Origin of the sequence: Specibacter sp. NPDC057265, assembly GCF_042668835.1 — a bacterium.
Lineage (GTDB): Bacteria > Actinomycetota > Actinomycetes > Actinomycetales > Micrococcaceae > Specibacter.
This window is the reverse complement of record NZ_JBHUYE010000001.1, coordinates 380,704-398,664: the sequence shown is the minus strand read 5'-3', so window position 1 is coordinate 398,664 and position 17,961 is coordinate 380,704. Positions and strand designations below refer to the sequence as shown.

Below are 17,961 nucleotides of genomic sequence, written 5' to 3'. Positions count from 1 at the left end.
GCTTAGCTAGTGCCCGCGGTAGCGGCGGAAGGAGGGGTCCACGGCGTCGGGATCCATGTCCAAAAACCCCGCCACCTGCTCCACCAGCACCTCATGGACCAGTTCGCGCAGCTGCCCGGGGGTGTCGCACAGCGCCTCGACGGGGTGGCGGTAAATGGTGATTTGGGCGGCGTCGCCACCGGTGGCGGGGACAAATTTGCCCAGCGGTGCCGGGGTGCCGGCGGCAATGAGGGCCTCCAGTTCGCCGGGGACCTCCTCCACCAGGTACACCACCAGATCCAGGGTCCCGGGCCACAGGGTGCGCAGCCGGTCAGCCGATTCCACCACCAGCTCATCGAAGATCTGCCCCCGCGTCCGGTGGCCGGGCAGGGGGGAAGGGATCAGGGGCCCGCGCAGGCCGCGGCCGTGCCGGTCCCGGCGCCGCCTGTCAAAGGGCTTTGCGGGCACCGCCGCGGAGCCCGTGCCGCCGTCGGTTCCGTCGGCCGCGGGGTCCAAAGAGATGCTTAGTGCCTGTTCGCCGGCTCCGGCCTTGAACTCCATCAGTTCACTGTAGGCGCGGGAATGCTTTTGGGGAAATATTGCCGCGGTGGGGGTAGTCTTGGGAACCGTGGGAACCCTTCGTCAATGCACCCGTTCAGCCTGCCGTGAAGCGGCCGTGGCTACTTTGACGTATGTCTATGCCGATTCAACCGCCGTTTTGGGGCCCCTGGCCACCTTTGCCGAACCGCACTGCTACGACCTGTGCGCCAAGCACTCCGAACGCCTCACCGCGCCCCGGGGCTGGGAGGTCATTAATTTGGCCAGGGAGAACAAGCCGCCAGTGCCCGGGCCCGATGATCTGCTGGCTTTGGCCGACGCCGTGCGCGAGGCGGCCAACCAGTCCCCGGAGGATGCCGCCGGCCCCGGCGGGGAAAGTGCCCCGCGGCGGGAATTCCGCGGCTCCCTGGAACCACCCGTGCAGGAGCAGCAGGGTGCACGCCGCGGGCACCTGCGCATCCTGCGGGACTAGGGCACGCCCGCACCAACCCTGCCGCACACGCCGGCAGCCAAACGAAATGGAAAAATCATGGCCAAGCTCAGTGAAAGCCTCATGCTGGTGCTGCGGTGCCCCGTGACAGGATCGCCGCTGCACCAGGAAGGCGAAGAACTGCTCAGCACCGCCAACGGCCCCGACGGCGTGCCGCTGCACTACGGCATTGACGAGGGCATTGCCCTGCTGCTGCGGCCCGGCCAAATCACGGCTTAGGGCCGCCTGCCGTGCCTGCCTGGGAAAGTGTCACCGGCTTTGCCAGGCGCCGCCGTGCGGAGAATCCCGGCCCGATGACCTTGGACGGCACGAACTCCTATGTGCTGGGCGAGCCGGCCGCAGGCAGTGTGGTCATCGTTGACCCGGGTCCGTTGCTGGCCGAGCACGTGGGCGAACTGGCGGCGTCCGGTTCCGTGGAACTGGTTCTCATCACCCACCGCCACGGCGACCACACGGCCGCCGGCGCACGCCTGCATGAACTCACCGGGGCGCCCGTCCGGGCTGCGCTGCCCGCGTTCTGCTACGGCGCCGGCGCCCTGGCCGACGGCGAAGTGATCCATGCTGCCGGTCTGGCCATCCAGGTCCTTGCCACCCCGGGACACACCAGCGATTCCCTCTGCTTTGCCGTGGAGCCCGCCGGTGCGTCCCCGAAGCTGATGCTGACGGGGGACACCATCTTGGGCACCGGCAGCACGGTGCTGGATCATCCCGACGGCACGCTGAAGGACTACCTGGACTCATTGGCCCGCCTGCGTGCCTGGGCCGCGGCGCAGGCGGCGCCGGTGCCGGTGCTGCCCGGACACGGTCCGGTGCTGCCTGACCTGGACCAGGCCGCGATGGCGTACCAGGAGCACCGGGGCGAGCGGATCGCGCAGCTGCGTGCCGCCGTCGAACGTGTGGGCACCGCAGGGGAGGCCACGGCGGAGCAGCTGGTGCAGGCCGTGTACGGGCAGCTGCCACCGCAGCTGCAGGCGGCGGCCCTGCTGTCAGTCCAGGCGCAATTACAGTACCTGCGGGTACTGTAACAACCCCGTAACTTCCCTGGGCCGGGCCAGGCGGCGGGACGGAGTTTGTCCGCAGGTGGCGTAAAATTGATTCCTGGTGCATCGGGCGCCACCGCTGAATCCACCCACTGGGGAGTTTGCATGGCTGAGTTGGAAGAGACCAAAAAATCCCGCAGGGGCCTACGGATGATGGTGGTCTCTTTGTTGGCGCTGGGTTTGACCCTGACGGGCTGCAGCGCCATTGACGGAACCTCCAGACCGGGAGCCACGGCGTCGAGCTCCGCCGGCAGGACCACCACCCCCACCCCCAGCGCGCCGCCGGCGAACCCGGCAGTCATTGCCCTGAACATGAAGGACGGTGCCACGTTCGTCAACCCGGTGACGCCCATCTCCGCCGAGGTGACCCACGGCAAGGTGTCCCATGTGGTGTTGAAGGAAACAGCCACCGGCGCCGTCACCGAGGGCACGGCCGGAGCCGATGGCCGCAGCTGGGTGAACAAGGGGCCGTTGAAGTTCAACACCGGCTACACCTTCAATGTCACCGCCGTTGACGCCGACGGGAACAAGACCACCAAGGTCAGCACCTTCACCACCGTGCCGGCCAGCCATGAGGCCGACGCCGTCCTCTACCCGGCGGCCGATTCCACGGTGGGTGTGGCGCAGCCGCTGCAATTTGTCTTCAGCGAGCCCGTGGTCAACAAGGAAGCCGTGGAGAAGGCCATTAAGATCACCAGCAGCGCCGGGCAGGCGGGCGCGTTCCGCTGGTACTCCGACACTTTGGTGCGTTACCGCGCCGCCGACTTTTGGGCAGCGAACTCCAGCATCAACGTGGACATGAAACTGCTGGGCATGGATCTGGGCAACGGCATGATTGCCAACTTCAACAAAAACTACAACATTCAAATTGGCAATAAAGTGGTCATGGAAGCCAATGCCGCCACGCACAGCGTGAGCGTTTTCGTCAATGACGTGGTGGCCCGGACCTTCCCGGCCACCCTGGGTGACGCCGACTTCCCCTCCGCTTCCGGGTACATGGTGATCACCGGGGACAAGCAGCGCTACGCCACCTTCAAGGCCGCGAGCATTGGACTCAAACCCGGCGATCCGGGGGATTACGGCTCCGTGGATGTGGAGTTTGCCAGCAGGCTCTCCAACAGCGGCATTTTCATCCACCAGGCCACACCTTCGGCCATGCCGTACCTGGGGGTCGCCAATCTTTCGCACGGCTGCATAGGACTGTCCCCCGAGGGTGCCGGCTGGGTGTTTGAGAACATGCGCGCCGGCGACCTGGTCCACACCGTGGGCACCCCCAATGAAACCATTGCAGCCACCGACGGCTTCGGGGACTGGAACATTCCCTTCGAGGTATACGCCTCGCGCTGACCCGCGCGGGTGTTGTGGCGCGGCGGTGTCATGGCGCGGCGGTGTTGTTGCGCGGCGGCGCTATTGCGGGCCGACGCCGTGGCGCCGCAGCTGGGACTTGATGCGCGTGGCCTGGAGGGCTGCAGCATTCATGCGCTGCAGTTCCCGCTCCCGGCGTTCGGCCATGAGCGAGGCCAAAAAAACCATGGGGTCGGTGCCGGGCTCCGGCAGCGGGGCCACATGGGCGCTGGCCTCGGTGGCGAGTTCCACCCCGAGCCGCTGTCGGGAGGCAGGGGCCATGGTGGCGCCCTGGCGCAGGAACATGGAAATGCGGCGGGCCAGGGGATCCGGCAGCCGGCCAATGTCAGCCAGGGCGGCCCAGGAAGCAAGCGAGGGTGCCACGGAAATTTGCAGCGGCAGGATTTTCGGGGCCCGGTCCCGGATGGCATAGCTGCCGGCCAGCATGTCACCGAGCCGCTTGGACTTGTCGTTGAACAGGGAGACCAGGCAGGCCACGGAACCTAAAGTCATGTAAATTTCCAGCACTGCCAGCAGGGCCCTGATCAGGGCGTGCCGAAAACGGATGGAACCGCCGTCGTCGCGCACTATCCGCAGTCCCATGGCCCATTTTCCCAGCGATTTCCCGCGGCTCAGCGTCTCCACGGCCACGGGTGCCACCACCAGCAGGCCCACCAAGGCAGCTATCACTATGGCGCGCACGGCGGATTCGTCCAGGGCAAACGGCAAGGCCCCCAGCAGCAGCACCAGCGAAAGGCCCAGCAACAGCGTCAGGGCCACATCGATCGCCGTCGCCAATGAACGGGCGGCAAAGGAGGCGGGGCGCAGTTCCAAAACGACGGCTTCACCGGTGATGATTGTGGACATGTTTTCAGTCTATCCACGCGTGCGCATGCGCTGGCGCTAGGCTGGAAGCAATGGACATGGATGCGTTTACAAGTGTGCACGGCCCGGCCTGGGAACGGCTGAAGGTGTTGGGCCGAAAACGGCGTCTCAGCGGCGAGGAAGCGGACGAGCTGCTGGAGCTCTACCAGGCGGTCTCCGCACAGCTGTCCTTGATCCGTTCGGTGGCGGGTGAGAGCGCATTGTCGGCATCACTGTCGGCCATACTCGCCACGGCGCGCACCCGTTTCACGGGGGCACGGTCGAACATTTTTGTTGATGTTGCACGCTTCTTCGCCATTTCCCTGCCCGCGGCGTTCTACCGCATCCGCTGGCTGACCATTGTCATAGGTGGGGCCTTCATTCTCGTCAGCACCTTGTTTGCCGTGTGGACGGCCGGCAATCCGGCGGTCATGGCCGCCATGGGCAGTGACGCGCAATTGCAGCAGCTGGTGGACGATGACTTTGTCAACTACTACTCCGAGAACCCTGCCGCCTCGTTTGCCGGAGCCGTCTGGACCAACAATGCGTGGATCGCGGCGCAGTGCGTGGCCTTCGGCATTACCGGCGTGTTCGTTCCCTACGCCATGTTCTCCAATGCCCAGGGCATAGGCATGACGGCCGGAGTGATGTTCGCCTACGACTCCGGCGACGTCTTCTTCAGCTATATCCTCCCGCACGGGCTCATGGAATTGACCTCCATTTTCGTTGCCGGAGCGGCAGGCCTGCACATCTTTTGGGCCTGGGTGAGTCCCGGCCCGCGCAGCCGCCTGGAAGCCTTGGCCCAGGAAGGGCGCTCCTTGATCACCGTGGCCGCCGGGCTTGTTCTGGTCCTGTTCATCTCCGGCCTCGTGGAGGCTTTTGTCACTCCCAGCCCGCTGCCGGTCTGGGCGAAAATCACCATTGGAGCCCTGGTTCTGGGCGGCTATTGGGCCTACACCCTGGTGTTGGGTGGCCGCGCCGTGCGGGCCGGGGAGAGTGGGGACCTGTCCGCTGACGACGCCGGAGCCACCGTCAAGTCTGTCTGAGTCAAAGGCCCATGCCGCAGCTCTTATGCTTCTTCCGCTTTGGGACGGAATGCGAAAATAGTTTCGAATAGCTTCTCGTTTCTCTTGTTCTACTCGTTGGTGGGGTCTACTATAGGGGTATGGGTAGTTCAGTGAATTTCCCGGCAGGTCCGGAGGATTCATCCACCACAGTTTCTGTGGCGGACCGCATCACTGCCCTTACCCTTCCCGTTCTTTCCTCCCTTGCTGTGGATGTGGCGGGGTTGGCGGGGTTGCCTGATTTCCCTGTTCCCAGTGCCTCCACCGAGGATCGTGGTTCCTCGCGGTTGGGTGGGGTGCGGGGCTTGTTGGATGACTGTGCCGAGGCCCTTGCTGCTTTGGGTGTGCATCGGAACCGGTGTGCGGCGTTGTTGGTGGTGTTGGTGGAGCGTTTGCAGGCCGCGGCCCGGGTGGAGGGTGCGGTGTTGGGGCTGGATGCCTGGCAGCGCCAGACGCAGATGATGGGCATCCGGGCCGAGGTGGCCGGGTTGCTGACCATTACCGAAGCGGTCGCGGGAAAGCTGATGGATCATGCCGGGACCCTGGTCCATCACCTCCCGGCGACGATGAAGATTTTTAGTGAGGGTGGGTTGGGGTGGGAGCAGGCGGTCGTGATTGCCGAGGAGACGACCGTGTTGCGGGACACCGGGCACCCACAGTCCGTCATTGACGCTTTCGAACAGGTGTTGTTGGGAAAGGCCGAAGGGTGCGCGGGGCCCAGTTTCAGGGACAAGGCCCGCCGTGCAAGGGAACGCACCTACCCGGACTCCATCGCAGCCAAGACGCGGCGGGCGTTCAAGGACCGGTCCCTGCGGGTGGGTCGGGGTCAGGACGGGATGTCCTGGCTGACCCTCTTTGGGCCGTCCCCGACGGTCGCTGCGATCTTCTCCCAATGCACCACCACCGCCCAGGCCGCGCAGGGTCCCCACGAATCACGGACCCTGGCCCAGTTGCGCGCCGATGTTGCCGCGGCCCTGCTGTTGGGCCAGACCATGGACGAAAACCACATCCACACCCCACCAACACCAGTGCCAGAACCGGCGGAACCCACGCCAGCGCCGGCGGAAGCGGGTCCGGGAGCGCCGGCGGAATCGGCGGAGACTGCCACAGACACAGGCACAGACACGGACACAGACACAGACTTGGGCGCCGGTTTTGGTGGTGGGGTGCCGGTGTTTGAGGATCCGGACTACACGGATCCCGGCTTTGTTGATCCCGCACCCGATCCGTGGGACAGGGAGTTCTGGAACGGGTTTGACGGGTCCAAGCCACCGGATCTCACACCCGCACCACCGGCACCGGGCAACAATCCCCACCTCCCAGCCGCGAATGCCGGGTCCGGCGGTGGGGTGTGGCCGCCGCTGCCCAGGGTGACCCCGGTGCTGGTGGTGCCGGCCCTGTCATTGCTGGGCTTCACGGACGAACCGGCGTGGATGGAAGGTGTCGGGCCGATCAGTGTGGAGCTCGCACGGCGCCTCACCGCGGGCGCACCGTCGTTGTACCGGGTGTTGGTGGACCCGATCACGAACAAACCCCTCGATTACGCACCCGAGTCGTACCGGATTTCCAAGGCCATGAAAACAATGTTGACCATCCGGGATGAATACTGCCTCTTCCCGGGCTGCACCACCGTGGCAGTGAACTGCGAGGTCGACCACGTCAAACGCTTTGAAACCGGGGGCCGCAGCGTCTACAACAACCTGCAAACCCTGTGCAAACGCCACCACCTCCTCAAACACTTTAAGGACGACAAAACCCGCCACGGCTGGAACCGCACGGACCAAAGCGCCGAACGTCAAAACACCCGTTTGCGCGGCTGGACCCCGACCATGACCGAGGAAGGTCGTGTGGGGTGGACGTCCCCCACCGGACACTGGTACCCGCCCGCACCGGATGACACCAGCGCCCCGTCCTACCCCGAATGGCTCAAAAACCACATCCAACAACGCCTCACAACGGGCCAGCGGCAAAGCCGCCCACGGCCGCTATAAGGAAAACCTGAGCCAAGGTTGAAATCCCCTTCCGGGATCCACACTCCCCATGACTAAGGTTCTTCATCTGGTGACAGTTTGGCATCAGCCCGGGGTGGCACCGCACAGCTGGGGGAGGGGGCCGGTATCGTTTGCTTCTGTGAGCGAGAATTCAAAAACCCAGGATCCAGAGCGCACCTCCGATCAGTCCCCTTTGCAGGAGCCGGCAGCGCAGCCGGGACCCCAGCCGTCAGGACCCGTGCCTGAAAAGGCTGAGACGACCAGCAGAATGGATGCAGTCACTACAGCAGGGAACAGTGCGGTTCCCGGCACCAAGGCAAGTTTGGCCGCCCGTGCCAACGCCCGCCGTGCTGCCGCGCCAACGCTGGCCGGTCAGGCCAGCAAGGTCAAGCTGGATCCGGGGTTTGATTCAGTGGCGGACCCCATGCGCCCCGCCTCGCGGTTGCCCAAGCTGCCCACAGATGAGGAAATTGCCGCCGCCCTGGCCAGGACGGCGCAGGACGAGGATGAGGTTATTCTCGAGCCCACCCCCACGGGTGAGATCACCATGCGCCCCCCGGCCGAGGACCTGGCCCGACGCAAGGCCGCCATGGAGAAGGCCGCGGGCACCAAGCCCGTCCTGACCCGGGTTATTCAAGTGTTGCTGGCCATTTTTTATCCTGTGGTTCTACTGGTCCTTGCCATTCGCCTGGTGACCAGCTCGGTGTATTTGTGGCTTGAGTACCACCGTCCAGGGTTCCCGGCGGACTCGTTTGGATTCAGCACCGATGACCGCATCACCTACGGTTCCTACACGATCGACTACCTGCTTAACTTCGCCTCGCCGCGATACCTGGGTGAGCTCGTGGATGGTTCGGGGGATCCGCTGTTTCTCGCCAGTGAAGTGCAGCATATGGCTGACGTGAAATCCGTCATTGCCCTGGCCTTTTTGACCGGACTGGTGCTGGCTGCCGTGATGGTGATTGGCATGGTGTACCTGCGCCGTCGCAGTGTTGGCGGGATTCGACGCGCCCTGTTTGCGGGGTCCATTGCCACCTTGGCGCTCATAGTTGCCCTGGGAGTGCTGGCCCTCACCGGTTGGGAAAGGTTCTTCACCGAGTTCCACAAGGTGTTCTTCGCTGACGGCACCTGGACTTTTTACACCGATGACACCTTGATCAGGCTGTTCCCGGGCCAGTTCTGGACGGACGCAGGCATCTTCATCGGGGCCTTTGTGCTGATCGTTGCTTCCCTGACCATGGCATTCACCTGGCCCACCAAGGACAGGCGCCAGGGAACAGCAACGCCCGGCACCGGTCGCCGCGCCGGCTGAAGCGGACCGGCTGAAGCAGGCTAGATCCAACTGGGCAGCCACATGTGCTGACGCCAGTAGTCCTGGGTGATGATTTCCGCTGACCAGAGCGGGTAGAAATAGGCGCTCAGGGCCACAGCCAGGACCACGAAGAGGCCGGCGAAGAGCGCGCCCTGCTGCTTGCGCCAGGGTGGATCGCCGGGCCTGCCCAGCACCATGCCCAGCACCAGCACCACGGCAAGGATCATGAAGGGCTCGTAGGCAATGGCGTAGAAGAAGAAGATGGTGCGTTCGGGGTAGAACAGCCAGGGCACAAAGCCGGCTGCGAAGCCGCACAGGATGGCCCCGGCGCGCCAGTCGCGTTGGGTGATCCAGACACCCACCAGGAACAACAATGCCAGCGTACCGGCCCACCAAATGAGCGGGTTGCCCAAGCTGGTGATGGCTGCCGTGCACTTGTCCACTCCGCAGCCGCCGTCGCCGTTTTCATAGTTTTCCACGTAGTAGGAGGTGGGGCGCCCCATCACCAGCCATGACCAGGCATTGGCCTTGTAGGGGTGGTCGGAGGACAGGCCGGTATGAAAGTTCAGGGCCGTGGAGTGGTAATGCCACAGCGAGCGCAGGGAATCCGGAACCCAACCCCACGCGCCCGCGGGATTCTCCGCCGCCCAGTTCCTGTCGTAGGCGTCCTTGGACAAAAACCATCCGCTCCAGCTGGCAAGGTAAGTGGCGGCAGCAACGGGGACCATGCTCACAAAAGCAAGGAGGCCGTCCTTCCACACTGCTGCCACCACCCAGTGCCTGATGCCGGCAATGCGGCGGGCGCTCATGTCCCACAGCACGCTCATCAGGCCAAAAGCCGCGAGGAAGAACAGCCCTGACCATTTGGTGCCTATGCACAGGCCCAGGGCGATCCCGGCCGCCAGCCGCCACCAGCGGATCCCCAACCAGGGCCCATAGAGCAGATCCCTGCCCGGAACCCGGCCGTCGGCCCCGGCGAGGGCGGAAAGCCGGGCCGCCAACCGCCGCCGCCCGTCATCGCGGTCCATCAGCACCGCGCCGAAGCCCAGGAGGGCAAAGAACATCACAAAAATGTCCAGCAGCGAGGTGCGGGACTGGACAATGGCATGGCCGTCCACTGCATAGAGCAGGCCTGCCAGCACGCCCAAGGTGGTGGAGCGGAACATTTTCTGGGCAATCAGGGCCAGGATGAACACTGACAAGGTGCCCACCAGGGCGGCGGTGAAGCGCCAGCCGAAGGTGGAATCGGCACCAAAAAGCCACATGCCAAAAGCAATCATCCATTTCCCCACAGGCGGATGCACCACATATTCGGCAGTGCCTTCCAGACCCGTGAAGATGCCCTGGTTAAAGAGCTCGTTGGCCTTCTCGGCCCAATTGCGTTCATAGCCGCTTTGCAGGTAGCTGTAGGCGTCCTTGACGTAGTAGGTTTCGTCGAAGACCAGCGATGTCGGCTGGCCCAGGCGGACAAAACGCAGCACCCCCGCAAGGACGGCGGCAAGGGCCGGTCCCAGCCAAAACCACAGACGCAGCCCGACCGGGGTGGTCCGCCACGAAAATCGCGTGCCCAGGAGCCGGGCGGTCAGCGCCGCCCGGGTAAAGGCCGCGGCAGGATCACAGACCCAGCGCGGCCCTGCGGGAAACCGGGGCGACGGCGCTGGGCCGCCCGTCGCTGGGGCTGCAGCTTCGGCGGGTGGGACGTTGTCCGGGGCCGCCAAGGCGGTGTCCGTAGCGTGGGGTTGCACGCAGTCCATGCTACCGAAGTGGGTGCCGCCTGCCGCGGCACACTACGCTAAGGGGATGGATGATGACTTTGGCCAGGACGCACCGGCACCACCGCAAGCACGTGAACTGCCCGGGGCGCCGGACCCGGCCGAGGCGCCCATGGACAGCTCGCTGGCCCCGGCCGGCAACCCGGGCCAGGGCTGCATTGTCCTGGCGGCCACCCCCATCGGCAACCGGGGGGATGCCACTGCACGCCTGATCACCTGGCTGGAAACCGCCGACATTGTCGCTGCCGAGGACACCCGCCGCCTGCACCGCCTGGTGACGGGCCTGGGCATCAAGGTGGGCGGGCAGATTGTGAGCTACCACGAACACAATGAGGCAGTGAAAACGGGGGAGCTGCTGGCCCAGGTGCAGGCCGGCAAGACCCTGGTCATGGTGACCGACGCCGGGATGCCGTCAGTGTCGGATCCGGGCTTCCGGCTGGTGGAGGGCGCCGTGGCCGCGGGGGTCCGCGTCACTGCCGCGCCTGGCCCCTCGGCCGTGTTGACGGCCTTGGCACTGTCCGGGCTGCCCACGGACAGGTTTTGTTTTGAAGGTTTTCTGCCGCGCAAATCGGGGGAGCGTTCGGCGCGTCTGCACGAATTGGCCCTGGAAAAGCGCACCATGGTGTTTTTTGAGGCCCCGCACCGCCTTGAGGCCATGCTCCGTGCGCTGCATGCCGCCTTTGGTCCCTCCCGCCCGGCAGCGGTGTGCCGGGAGCTGACCAAAACGTATGAGGAGGTCATCCGCAAACCCCTCTCGGGCCTGCTGGAGTGGGCGGAGGCGGCGCAGATCCGCGGTGAAATCGCCGTGGTGGTTGGCGGCGCCCCCGACGCCGATCCCGGCACCCCTGCCGACCACGTCCAGGCCGTCAATGAGCTCATGGCCCAGGGCATGCGCATGAAGGAGGCCGTGGCAGTCATTGCCCACGACGTCCACGTCAGCAAACGGGAACTGTACAGCGCGGTGCTGGCCGCGCGGGCGTAAGGGCGCACCAGCTGGCAGCATCCGCGGCGGATCCGGGCACATTCCGCAGGCCATCCTGGGGCCGTGCCGGCCGTCAGGGGGCTGGTGGTTCGCGGCCCCCCAGCGGCCCCCAGCGTCCCGGGCCCCCAACGTCCCGGGCGCGGCGGCCATTGTGCAGCTGCACAGCCCGCTGCCTTCAGGTAGTGCGGCGGAGTCTGGACAGCCACAAATGCTGGAACTAGCGTGAGCTTAAAGTAAAACTTGTCGCCGTGCACCGCTGCGGCATCAGCCAAAGGAGTCGATATGACAGTGAGCACCAGCGCCGAACTCAGCGAACGGGAAAGCACCCTGCTGGCCAGCATTCCCACCGGAGTGCTCATTGGCGGGCAGTGGCGGGCCGCCGCCGGCGGCAGGACCTTTGCTGTGGAGGACCCGGCCACCGGCAAGGTTTTGTTGGAGGTTTCCGACGCCGGGGCCCAGGACGGTGCCGACGCCCTCGACGCCGCCGTGGCCGCGCAGGATGAGTGGGCCGCCACCGCCCCCCGTTTCCGCGCCGAAATTCTGCGCCGCGCCTTTGACATGGTCATGGAACGGGCCGACGACTTTGCGCTGCTGATGACCCTGGAAATGGGCAAGCCGCTGGCCGAGGCCATGGGTGAGGTCAAATATGGCGCCGAGTTCCTGCGCTGGTTCTCCGAGGAGGCCTCCCGCTCCTTTGGCCGCTACTCCACCAACCCCGAAGGCACCGGGCAGATCATGGTGCAAAAGAAGCCCGTGGGCCCGTGCCTGCTCATCACGCCCTGGAACTTCCCGCTGGCCATGGCCACGCGCAAAATCGCCCCGGCCATTGCCGCCGGCTGCACCATGGTCCTCAAGCCCGCCAACCTGACCCCGCTGACCAGCCAGCTCTTTGCCCAGGTCCTCATGGATGCCGGCCTGCCGGCAGGGGTGTTGAACGTGGTGGCCACCACCGACGCCGGCGGCGTCACCGGGCCGCTCATTGCCGACCCCCGCCTGCGCAAGCTCTCCTTCACCGGTTCCACCCCCGTGGGCCGCAGCCTGCTGGCCAATGCCGCCCACAACGTGCTGCGCACCTCCATGGAACTGGGCGGAAACGCCCCCTTCCTGGTGTTTGGGGACGCCGATGTGGATGCCGCCGTGGAAGGGGCCATGGCCGCGAAACTGCGCAATATGGGTGAGGCCTGCACGGCAGCCAACCGCTTCCTGGTGCATGAATCGGTGGCCGGGGAATTTGCCGAAAAGTTCGCCGCCAAAATGTCCGCGCTCACGCTGGGCCGCGGCACCGAAGACGGCAGCAAGGTGGGGCCGCTCATTGATGCCAAGAGCCGCGGCAAGGTCCATGCCCTGGTCAGCGACGCCATTGCCGACGGCGCCCGCGTGCTCACCGGCGGTGCCCCGGCCGAAGGGGACGGCTATTTCTACCAGCCCACGGTGCTGGTGGATGTGGCCCCCGGGGCACGGATCCTCAGCGAGGAGATCTTTGGGCCCGTGGCCCCCATTGTGACCTTCAAGGACGAGGACGAGGCCGTGGCCCTGGCCAATGCCACCGAATACGGCCTGGTGGCGTACGTCTTCACCGGCAGCCACAACCGCGGCATGCGCATGGCCAACCGAATTGAAACCGGGATGCTGGGCCTGAACGTGGGCGTCATCTCCAATGCCGCCGCACCGTTTGGCGGCGTCAAGCAGTCCGGGCTGGGCCGCGAAGGCAGCCTGGAGGGTATTGCCGAGTACCAGTACACCCAGTACATTGGCAGCCCCCTGCCGGACAACGGCTAAACCGCCCGCCTCCGGGCGGCCGGGGCTTCAGCGCCTGAACAACGACGCCGGAGCAACGGCTGCCCGGAGCCGCTGCCAGAGCGTGGCCCGGGAACGCAGCCGCGCCGTGAGGGATTCCACGGCGGCGGCCAGATCCTCCCGGCCTTGGACGGAGGCGGCGCCGCCGAACACCGCCTCCTCGTAGGCGTGCTGCAGCTGGGTGAGCCCGCCGGGCGCCGCCGGGCCAAAGCGCCGGGCCAAGGCTGCCGCCTCCAGGGCGGGGGTGCGGGCAGGGTCGCCGGCATGGCCGTAATCGGCGGCCGTGGCCATCAGCTCCCGCCAGGCCAGCATGGCGGCGGCATCACCGGTCCCCGCTGCACCGCCGCGGCGGATTCGGGCCAGGGTCCGCCGCCGTGACCCGGTGCGCACCAGCGCCGGGACGGCCAGCACCGCCAACGCCGGCAGCCCCAGCGCCAGGCGCCCGGGCCACGGCGAACTGCCGGTGCCGGGGGCCGGGCTGGCCCCCGCCGTGGTGGCCGTGGGCGTGGCCGCGGCCGTGGTGGGTGCCGGGGTGCTTTGTTCCGGCAGCGGCACGTTTTGCGGGTCCGCGGCGGGGGCGCTTTCGGCCTGCGCGTAATCTGGCACCGCACCGCGGGAGGGGGTGGGCTCGAAGGGCACCCAGCCCAGGGACTCAAAGTACAGCTCGGGCCAGGCATGGGCATCCCGCCCGGACGCCTGGTAACCAAACAAGGTGACGCCGCCGCGTTCTGCCACCTCCAGGTTTGCGGCCCCCGGGGCGTACCCCACGGCTATCCGGGAGGGGATGCCCAGCTCGCGCGCCATGACTGCCATGGCGGCGGAAAAGTGCACGCAGTAGCCGCTTTTGCGCTCCAGGAAGTCATTGAGCACACCCATGCCGGAACCGTCGTAGCCCTCCTGCGCCGGGGTGTCCAGGCTGTAGCTGAATTGATCCGAGCGCAGGTAGTCCTGCAGCGCCATGGCCTTGGCGTACGGGGTGGGCAGGGTGCCGCCGAGTTCTTGCGCGGTGGCGCCCAGCAGTTCCGGCACATCATTGGGCAGCGTGGTGAAAATGGGGTCCAGCTCCCTGCGCGGCGGCAGCCTCGCGGCGTCCAGCAGCTGCGGGCTCAGCCGGGGCATTTCACTGCGCACCGTGTAGGACTGCTCCCGCGTGGAGGCGTCCTGGCCCGCAAGCGTGGCCGTGGCCGGGTTCCACAGCCAGCGCCCGTCCAAATCCGTCACTTCCACGGGGTACTGCGGTGCCGGCAGCCACTCGCTGTCCAGGCCCCTGGAGGTGACTTCAGTAATGATTTCCTGGCGCGGCACCACCGGATTTGGTGCCGGCGCCGGCGCCAGATCCGACAGCTCCGAACTGAGCTGGACCGGCAGCGGCGACGGCGCCCAGGACTGGCCGGTGAAGTCCTCCAGCGTGCTCAGCCGCAGATACTGCGCGGTGTTGGTGTTGGAGAGGTAGCTGAGGTTGATCCTGCTGGACTGTTCGCGCAGATTTGAGCCCAGGGCAATCATGGGATCAAGCCGGGTGGGGCCGCCGTCGCCGCCCAGCCGGGCGCCCTGGGGGAAGCTGCCCTGGGTGAATCCGGGAATGGCTGCCGGCAGCAGCGCCATGAGCAGCACCACGGCGCCGCCCAGCGCTGCCCCGCGCACCAGGGCCCCGCTGGGGGCGGTGGTGGCGCCGGGGCGCAGCTTTCCCCCCGGGGCGTACCAGCTGCAACATCCCAACAGCACCAGGAACCCCGTGGCGGCGGCCATGAAGCCCAGGGTGCCCACGCCGGACTTGGTCATCAGTGCCGCCGGGAGCAGGATCAAAATGATCCCCAGCGATCCCGCCGCAGGCACGGCAAGGGTGATGGCAATGGTGTCAATGAGCACGGCGGCGAAGCCCAGGCCCGCCGCCAGGGCAAAGGCCATGGACGGCACGGCCGGGGCGGGCGCCACGGTGCCCATGATCACGGCCGAGGCTTCGCCGCCGAGTTCCAGTGCCGCCTGCACGGTCCTTGACGTGGGCAAAAAACCCAGCAGCGCAGTGCCGGGGAAAAACATCAGTGTCAGCCCTGTGAGCCATCCGGCCACAGCGCCCAGGGGCGCGAAGGGGGCCAGGGCGCCGCGGCTGCGCAACAGCGCCGGCGGCAGCAGCGTCAGCGCCACCACCACGCCTGCCCGGGGGAACCAGCTGAAATTCTCCAGCACGCCTGCCAGCCCCAGCGAGGCGCCCATGACGGCGGCCCACACCGCCGCGGCCAGCACCCAGCGTGCGGGCCCGGTGCTGCTTTCCCCCAGCCGTGCCGGCGGCGTGGCCGGTGGCGCGTGCCGGCGTTGTTCGGTGGCGGCGCTCATGGCCGCAGCCCTGAAAGGTGATTCTGGCCCAGGGATTCCCACACGGCGGCCAGGGAGGATTTGGGACTCAGGGCCGCCGCCTGCCAGCCGGCCGCGCGCAGGATCTCCAACGCCGCGGCGGCCTCGGCGGGGTCGTAGCACAGCAGCAGCGCCGCGGCCCACTGGGTGGATTCGCCCATGCCGGCCAGCAGCCGGGCCTCGGCGTCGCTGAGGCTTCCCACCACCGCCACCAGCGGTCCGCGGCGCCGGCCCCGGTGCAGTTTGTGGCCCAGGTCCCCGCCAAAGGCTGCGGGGCCGCCGGCGGCGGCAAGTTCCAGGGCCGCCAGCGCCACTGCCACATCAACCACGCCCTGGGGCCCGCTGAAGTCCTCCATCAGTGGCTGCAGGGCCGACGGTGAGGAGGCAAACCCGGGCCCGCCCTGATGGTCCAGCACCCGCACCGTGTAGCCCCGGTCCAAAAGATGGGTGGCAATGGAGACGGCGGCGCCCACGGCCTTTTCAAAGGCGGCAGTGGTCCGCAGCGGCTGCGCGGTGCGCCCCGGCGCCTGCGCGGCCACATGAAAGGCAAAGCGGGCGCTGCCGCCAAAGGCCAGCTGGCGCTGGTCAAGGATCAGGGCGGCCTCCGGGGCGGTGACCGACTCCTCGGCCCGGACCATGAGCCTGCCCTGGCGCGCCGTCACTGCCCAGTGCACCCGGCGCAGAGGGTCCCCGGGGCGGTAGTGGCGGGTCATGGCATCGTCGGCGCTGGCATGGGCCAGCTCCGCGCTGCTGTGGCTGCCATCCTGGCCGCGCCCGTGGGAAAGCGCCAGGGGGGCAAGTTCCAGGGCGGCCGGAGCCACCGTGAGCTGCTCGCCGCCGTCGAGCTCCCGGTGCAGCAGTGCCACATCAAAGGGGTCGCTGAAGAGCCCCTGCAGGGGACCGACGGTGAAGACCCCGCGCTGGGAGGGCACGGCACGGTACTGGTAGCGGCTGAGCAGGCCGTGCGGCACCACCGGACTCGGGTAGCTGAAGCGGGGGTTTTCATGGAAGCTTGGCGGGAGCTGTTCGGTCAGCTGCAGGTGCGTGCCGGCCGGACTCCGGCCGCGCACCTCCAGGGTGAACTGCACAGCACCACCCACCCGGGCCAGGCGCGGGACCAGCTGGCGGCGGACGGTGAAACCGGTCTTGAAGCCATGGAGGCCGGCATAGGCAACCGCCGGCAGGGCGAGGCAAAAAACCGCCAGCCACAACAAATCGCGCCGTCCCAGCACCCAGGCCGCCACCAGCGCCAGCACGGCCACTGCCAGCAGCAGCCAGCCGCGCGGACGCAGGGGCGGCACGGTGCGCATCCCCGGGGTCCCTAATACTTCCGGGCACCGCGCCCGGCACGCCCCTGGGGCGCGCCCGGCACGGGCACCATGGTCAACAGTTCGGTCAGCACCGACGCCGGCGTCAGCCCTGCGCTGGCAGCTGCGCGCTCCACCAAAATCCGGTGTGCCAGCACCGGCACGGCCAACTGGCGGACATCGTCGGGCAGCACAAAAGTGCGTCCGGCCAAGGCCGCCGCGGCCTTGGCCGCACGCACCAGCTGCAGCAGCGCACGCGGGCTGGCGCCCAGGCGCAGCTGCGGGCTGCTGCGGCTGGCCTGGCCCAGGGCCACCGTGTAGGCGCGCACGGCCGGGGCCACGTGGACAGCCGCCACCGCCGCGACCATGGCGGCCAGTTCCCCGGTGGAGACCACCGGCTGCACGCTGTCCAGCGGGTTGGTCCACTGGTGGCTCTCCAGCATGGCCTCTTCGGCCCGCGGATCCGGGTAGCCCAAGGAAATGCGTGCCATGAACCTGTCCCGCTGCGCCTCCGGCAGCGGGTAGGTGCCTTCCATTTCAATGGGGTTCTGCGTGGCCACCACCATGAACGGGTGGGGGAGCTGATAGGTGGTGCCGTCCACGCTCACCTGGTGTTCGGCCATGGATTCCAACAGGGCCGACTGGGTTTTCGCCGAGGCGCGGTTAATTTCATCCCCGATGACAATGTTGGCAAAAATGGCGCCGGGCCGGAACTCAAAGCTGCGTGCGGACTGGTTGAAAATGGAGACGCCGGTGATGTCGCTGGGCAGCAGGTCGGGGGTGAACTGGACCCGGTTCACCGAGCAGTCGACGGTCCTTGCCAGTGCCTTGGCCAGCAGCGTCTTGCCCACCCCGGGAACGTCCTCCAGCAAAAGGTGGCCACCGGCCAAAAGCACCGTCAAGGCTATTCGCACCGGTGCTTCCTTGCCGTCAATGACGGTGTTCATCACAGCCATGATCTGGCCGCTGAGTTGTCCGAAACGGGTGGGATCCATGGCCGGCACGGCGGCAGCACCGCCGGCGGGGGGTGCCTGTGGCCGGCCGCCAAACGCTGCGGTCCCTGGGGCGGCGCCCGATCCCAGCAATGTTGTCTCCTGCGGGTTCATGCC

General features: G+C 67.1%; 15 protein-coding genes. 9 read left to right on the top strand and 6 right to left on the bottom strand.

The genetic code is table 11. From position 1 onward, the window contains the following. Positions 1-6: 6 nt before the first annotated feature. Positions 7-540 carry a metallopeptidase family protein gene (locus ACFUCV_RS01645; protein ID WP_380811311.1) on the bottom strand — a complete coding sequence of 178 codons (534 nt, stop codon included), beginning with the start codon at positions 538-540 and terminating at the stop codon, positions 7-9. 67 nt (positions 541-607) lie between these two features. On the opposite strand from ACFUCV_RS01645, the gene ACFUCV_RS01640 reads away from it, so the two are divergent. The 4 genes from ACFUCV_RS01640 (at position 608) to ACFUCV_RS01625 (ending at position 3,414) form a co-directional block, all read left to right on the top strand. Further along, positions 608-1,009 (top strand): DUF3499 domain-containing protein, encoded by a 402-nt coding sequence (locus ACFUCV_RS01640; RefSeq protein ID WP_380811309.1) that lies wholly within the window; start codon positions 608-610, stop codon positions 1,007-1,009. 57 nt (positions 1,010-1,066) lie between these two features. Next, entirely contained in the window at positions 1,067-1,246 is a 180-nt protein-coding gene (locus ACFUCV_RS01635) for a hypothetical protein (RefSeq protein WP_380811307.1), read from the top strand. Positions 1,247-1,257: 11 nt separating this feature from the next. After that, a complete protein-coding gene (locus ACFUCV_RS01630; protein WP_380811305.1) occupies positions 1,258-2,052 on the top strand; it encodes an MBL fold metallo-hydrolase in 795 nt (264 codons plus the stop codon). A 120-nt stretch (positions 2,053-2,172) separates the two neighbouring features. Next, the gene (locus ACFUCV_RS01625; RefSeq protein WP_380811303.1) at positions 2,173-3,414 is read left to right on the top strand and encodes an Ig-like domain-containing protein; all 1,242 of its coding nucleotides are present in this window, start codon (positions 2,173-2,175) and stop codon (positions 3,412-3,414) included. Positions 3,415-3,474: 60 nt separating this feature from the next. On the opposite strand, the gene ACFUCV_RS01620 is transcribed toward ACFUCV_RS01625, so the two are convergent. Beyond that, positions 3,475-4,278, bottom strand: coding sequence for an RDD family protein (locus ACFUCV_RS01620; protein ID WP_380811301.1), 804 nt, complete (start codon positions 4,276-4,278; stop codon positions 3,475-3,477). 50 nt (positions 4,279-4,328) lie between these two features. Here ACFUCV_RS01620 and ACFUCV_RS01615 point away from each other — a divergent pair, with 50 nt between their 5' ends. The 3 genes from ACFUCV_RS01615 (at position 4,329) to ACFUCV_RS01605 (ending at position 8,642) form a co-directional block, all read left to right on the top strand. Beyond that, positions 4,329-5,321, top strand: a complete 993-nt coding sequence (locus ACFUCV_RS01615; protein WP_380811299.1) for a stage II sporulation protein M — start codon at positions 4,329-4,331, stop codon at positions 5,319-5,321. Positions 5,322-5,440: 119 nt separating this feature from the next. After that, positions 5,441-7,330: a DUF222 domain-containing protein gene (locus ACFUCV_RS01610; RefSeq protein WP_380811297.1), complete on the top strand. Its 1,890-nt coding sequence runs from the start codon at positions 5,441-5,443 to the stop codon at positions 7,328-7,330. Between the two features lie 139 nt (positions 7,331-7,469). Then, entirely contained in the window at positions 7,470-8,642 is a 1,173-nt protein-coding gene (locus ACFUCV_RS01605) for a TIGR01906 family membrane protein (RefSeq protein ID WP_380811295.1), read from the top strand. Between the two features lie 20 nt (positions 8,643-8,662). Here the strand turns inward: ACFUCV_RS01605 and ACFUCV_RS01600 are convergent, their stop codons facing one another. Continuing rightward, positions 8,663-10,396 carry a dolichyl-phosphate-mannose--protein mannosyltransferase gene (locus ACFUCV_RS01600; RefSeq protein WP_380811293.1) on the bottom strand — a complete coding sequence of 578 codons (1,734 nt, stop codon included), beginning with the start codon at positions 10,394-10,396 and terminating at the stop codon, positions 8,663-8,665. A 130-nt stretch (positions 10,397-10,526) separates the two neighbouring features. Here ACFUCV_RS01600 and rsmI point away from each other — a divergent pair, with 130 nt between their 5' ends. Beyond that, positions 10,527-11,396, top strand: a complete 870-nt coding sequence (rsmI, locus tag ACFUCV_RS01595) for a 16S rRNA (cytidine(1402)-2'-O)-methyltransferase (RefSeq protein ID WP_380811466.1) — start codon at positions 10,527-10,529, stop codon at positions 11,394-11,396. 282 nt (positions 11,397-11,678) lie between these two features. After that, positions 11,679-13,175 carry an NAD-dependent succinate-semialdehyde dehydrogenase gene (locus tag ACFUCV_RS01590; protein WP_380811291.1) on the top strand — a complete coding sequence of 499 codons (1,497 nt, stop codon included), beginning with the start codon at positions 11,679-11,681 and terminating at the stop codon, positions 13,173-13,175. A gap of 27 nt (positions 13,176-13,202) precedes the next feature. Here the strand turns inward: ACFUCV_RS01590 and ACFUCV_RS01585 are convergent, their stop codons facing one another. Genes ACFUCV_RS01585 through ACFUCV_RS01575 form a run of 3 tightly spaced genes read right to left on the bottom strand, consistent with a single transcriptional unit; the run spans position 13,203 to position 17,958 of the window. Then, complete coding sequence (locus tag ACFUCV_RS01585; RefSeq protein ID WP_380811289.1) at positions 13,203-15,527, bottom strand: transglutaminaseTgpA domain-containing protein; 2,325 nt, start codon at positions 15,525-15,527, stop codon at positions 13,203-13,205. Further along, positions 15,524-16,855 (bottom strand): DUF58 domain-containing protein, encoded by a 1,332-nt coding sequence (locus tag ACFUCV_RS01580; protein ID WP_380811287.1) that lies wholly within the window; start codon positions 16,853-16,855, stop codon positions 15,524-15,526. Before ACFUCV_RS01580 ends, ACFUCV_RS01585 begins: the two co-directional genes overlap by 4 nt. A gap of 11 nt (positions 16,856-16,866) precedes the next feature. Continuing rightward, positions 16,867-17,958, bottom strand: a complete 1,092-nt coding sequence (locus ACFUCV_RS01575) for an AAA family ATPase (RefSeq protein WP_380811285.1) — start codon at positions 17,956-17,958, stop codon at positions 16,867-16,869. Between the last annotated feature and the right edge of the window lie 3 nt (positions 17,959-17,961).

Excerpts from the sequence above, each read along its gene's own strand:
- ACFUCV_RS01625 (WP_380811303.1), top strand. The coding sequence starts at position 2,173 with ATGGCTGAGTTGGAAGAGACCAAAAAATCCCGCAGGGGCCTACGGATG.
- ACFUCV_RS01645 (WP_380811311.1), bottom strand. The coding sequence starts at position 540 with ATGGAGTTCAAGGCCGGAGCCGGCGAACAGGCACTAAGCATCTCTTTG.
- rsmI (WP_380811466.1), top strand. The coding sequence starts at position 10,527 with ATGGACAGCTCGCTGGCCCCGGCCGGCAACCCGGGCCAGGGCTGCATT.
- ACFUCV_RS01620 (WP_380811301.1), bottom strand. The coding sequence starts at position 4,278 with ATGTCCACAATCATCACCGGTGAAGCCGTCGTTTTGGAACTGCGCCCC.
- ACFUCV_RS01585 (WP_380811289.1), bottom strand. The coding sequence starts at position 15,527 with ATGAGCGCCGCCACCGAACAACGCCGGCACGCGCCACCGGCCACGCCG.
- ACFUCV_RS01610 (WP_380811297.1), top strand. The coding sequence starts at position 5,441 with ATGGGTAGTTCAGTGAATTTCCCGGCAGGTCCGGAGGATTCATCCACC.
- ACFUCV_RS01590 (WP_380811291.1), top strand. The coding sequence starts at position 11,679 with ATGACAGTGAGCACCAGCGCCGAACTCAGCGAACGGGAAAGCACCCTG.
- ACFUCV_RS01600 (WP_380811293.1), bottom strand. The coding sequence starts at position 10,396 with ATGGACTGCGTGCAACCCCACGCTACGGACACCGCCTTGGCGGCCCCG.
- ACFUCV_RS01575 (WP_380811285.1), bottom strand. The coding sequence starts at position 17,958 with ATGAACCCGCAGGAGACAACATTGCTGGGATCGGGCGCCGCCCCAGGG.
- ACFUCV_RS01580 (WP_380811287.1), bottom strand. The coding sequence starts at position 16,855 with ATGCGCACCGTGCCGCCCCTGCGTCCGCGCGGCTGGCTGCTGCTGGCA.
- ACFUCV_RS01635 (WP_380811307.1), top strand. The coding sequence starts at position 1,067 with ATGGCCAAGCTCAGTGAAAGCCTCATGCTGGTGCTGCGGTGCCCCGTG.
- ACFUCV_RS01615 (WP_380811299.1), top strand. The coding sequence starts at position 4,329 with ATGGACATGGATGCGTTTACAAGTGTGCACGGCCCGGCCTGGGAACGG.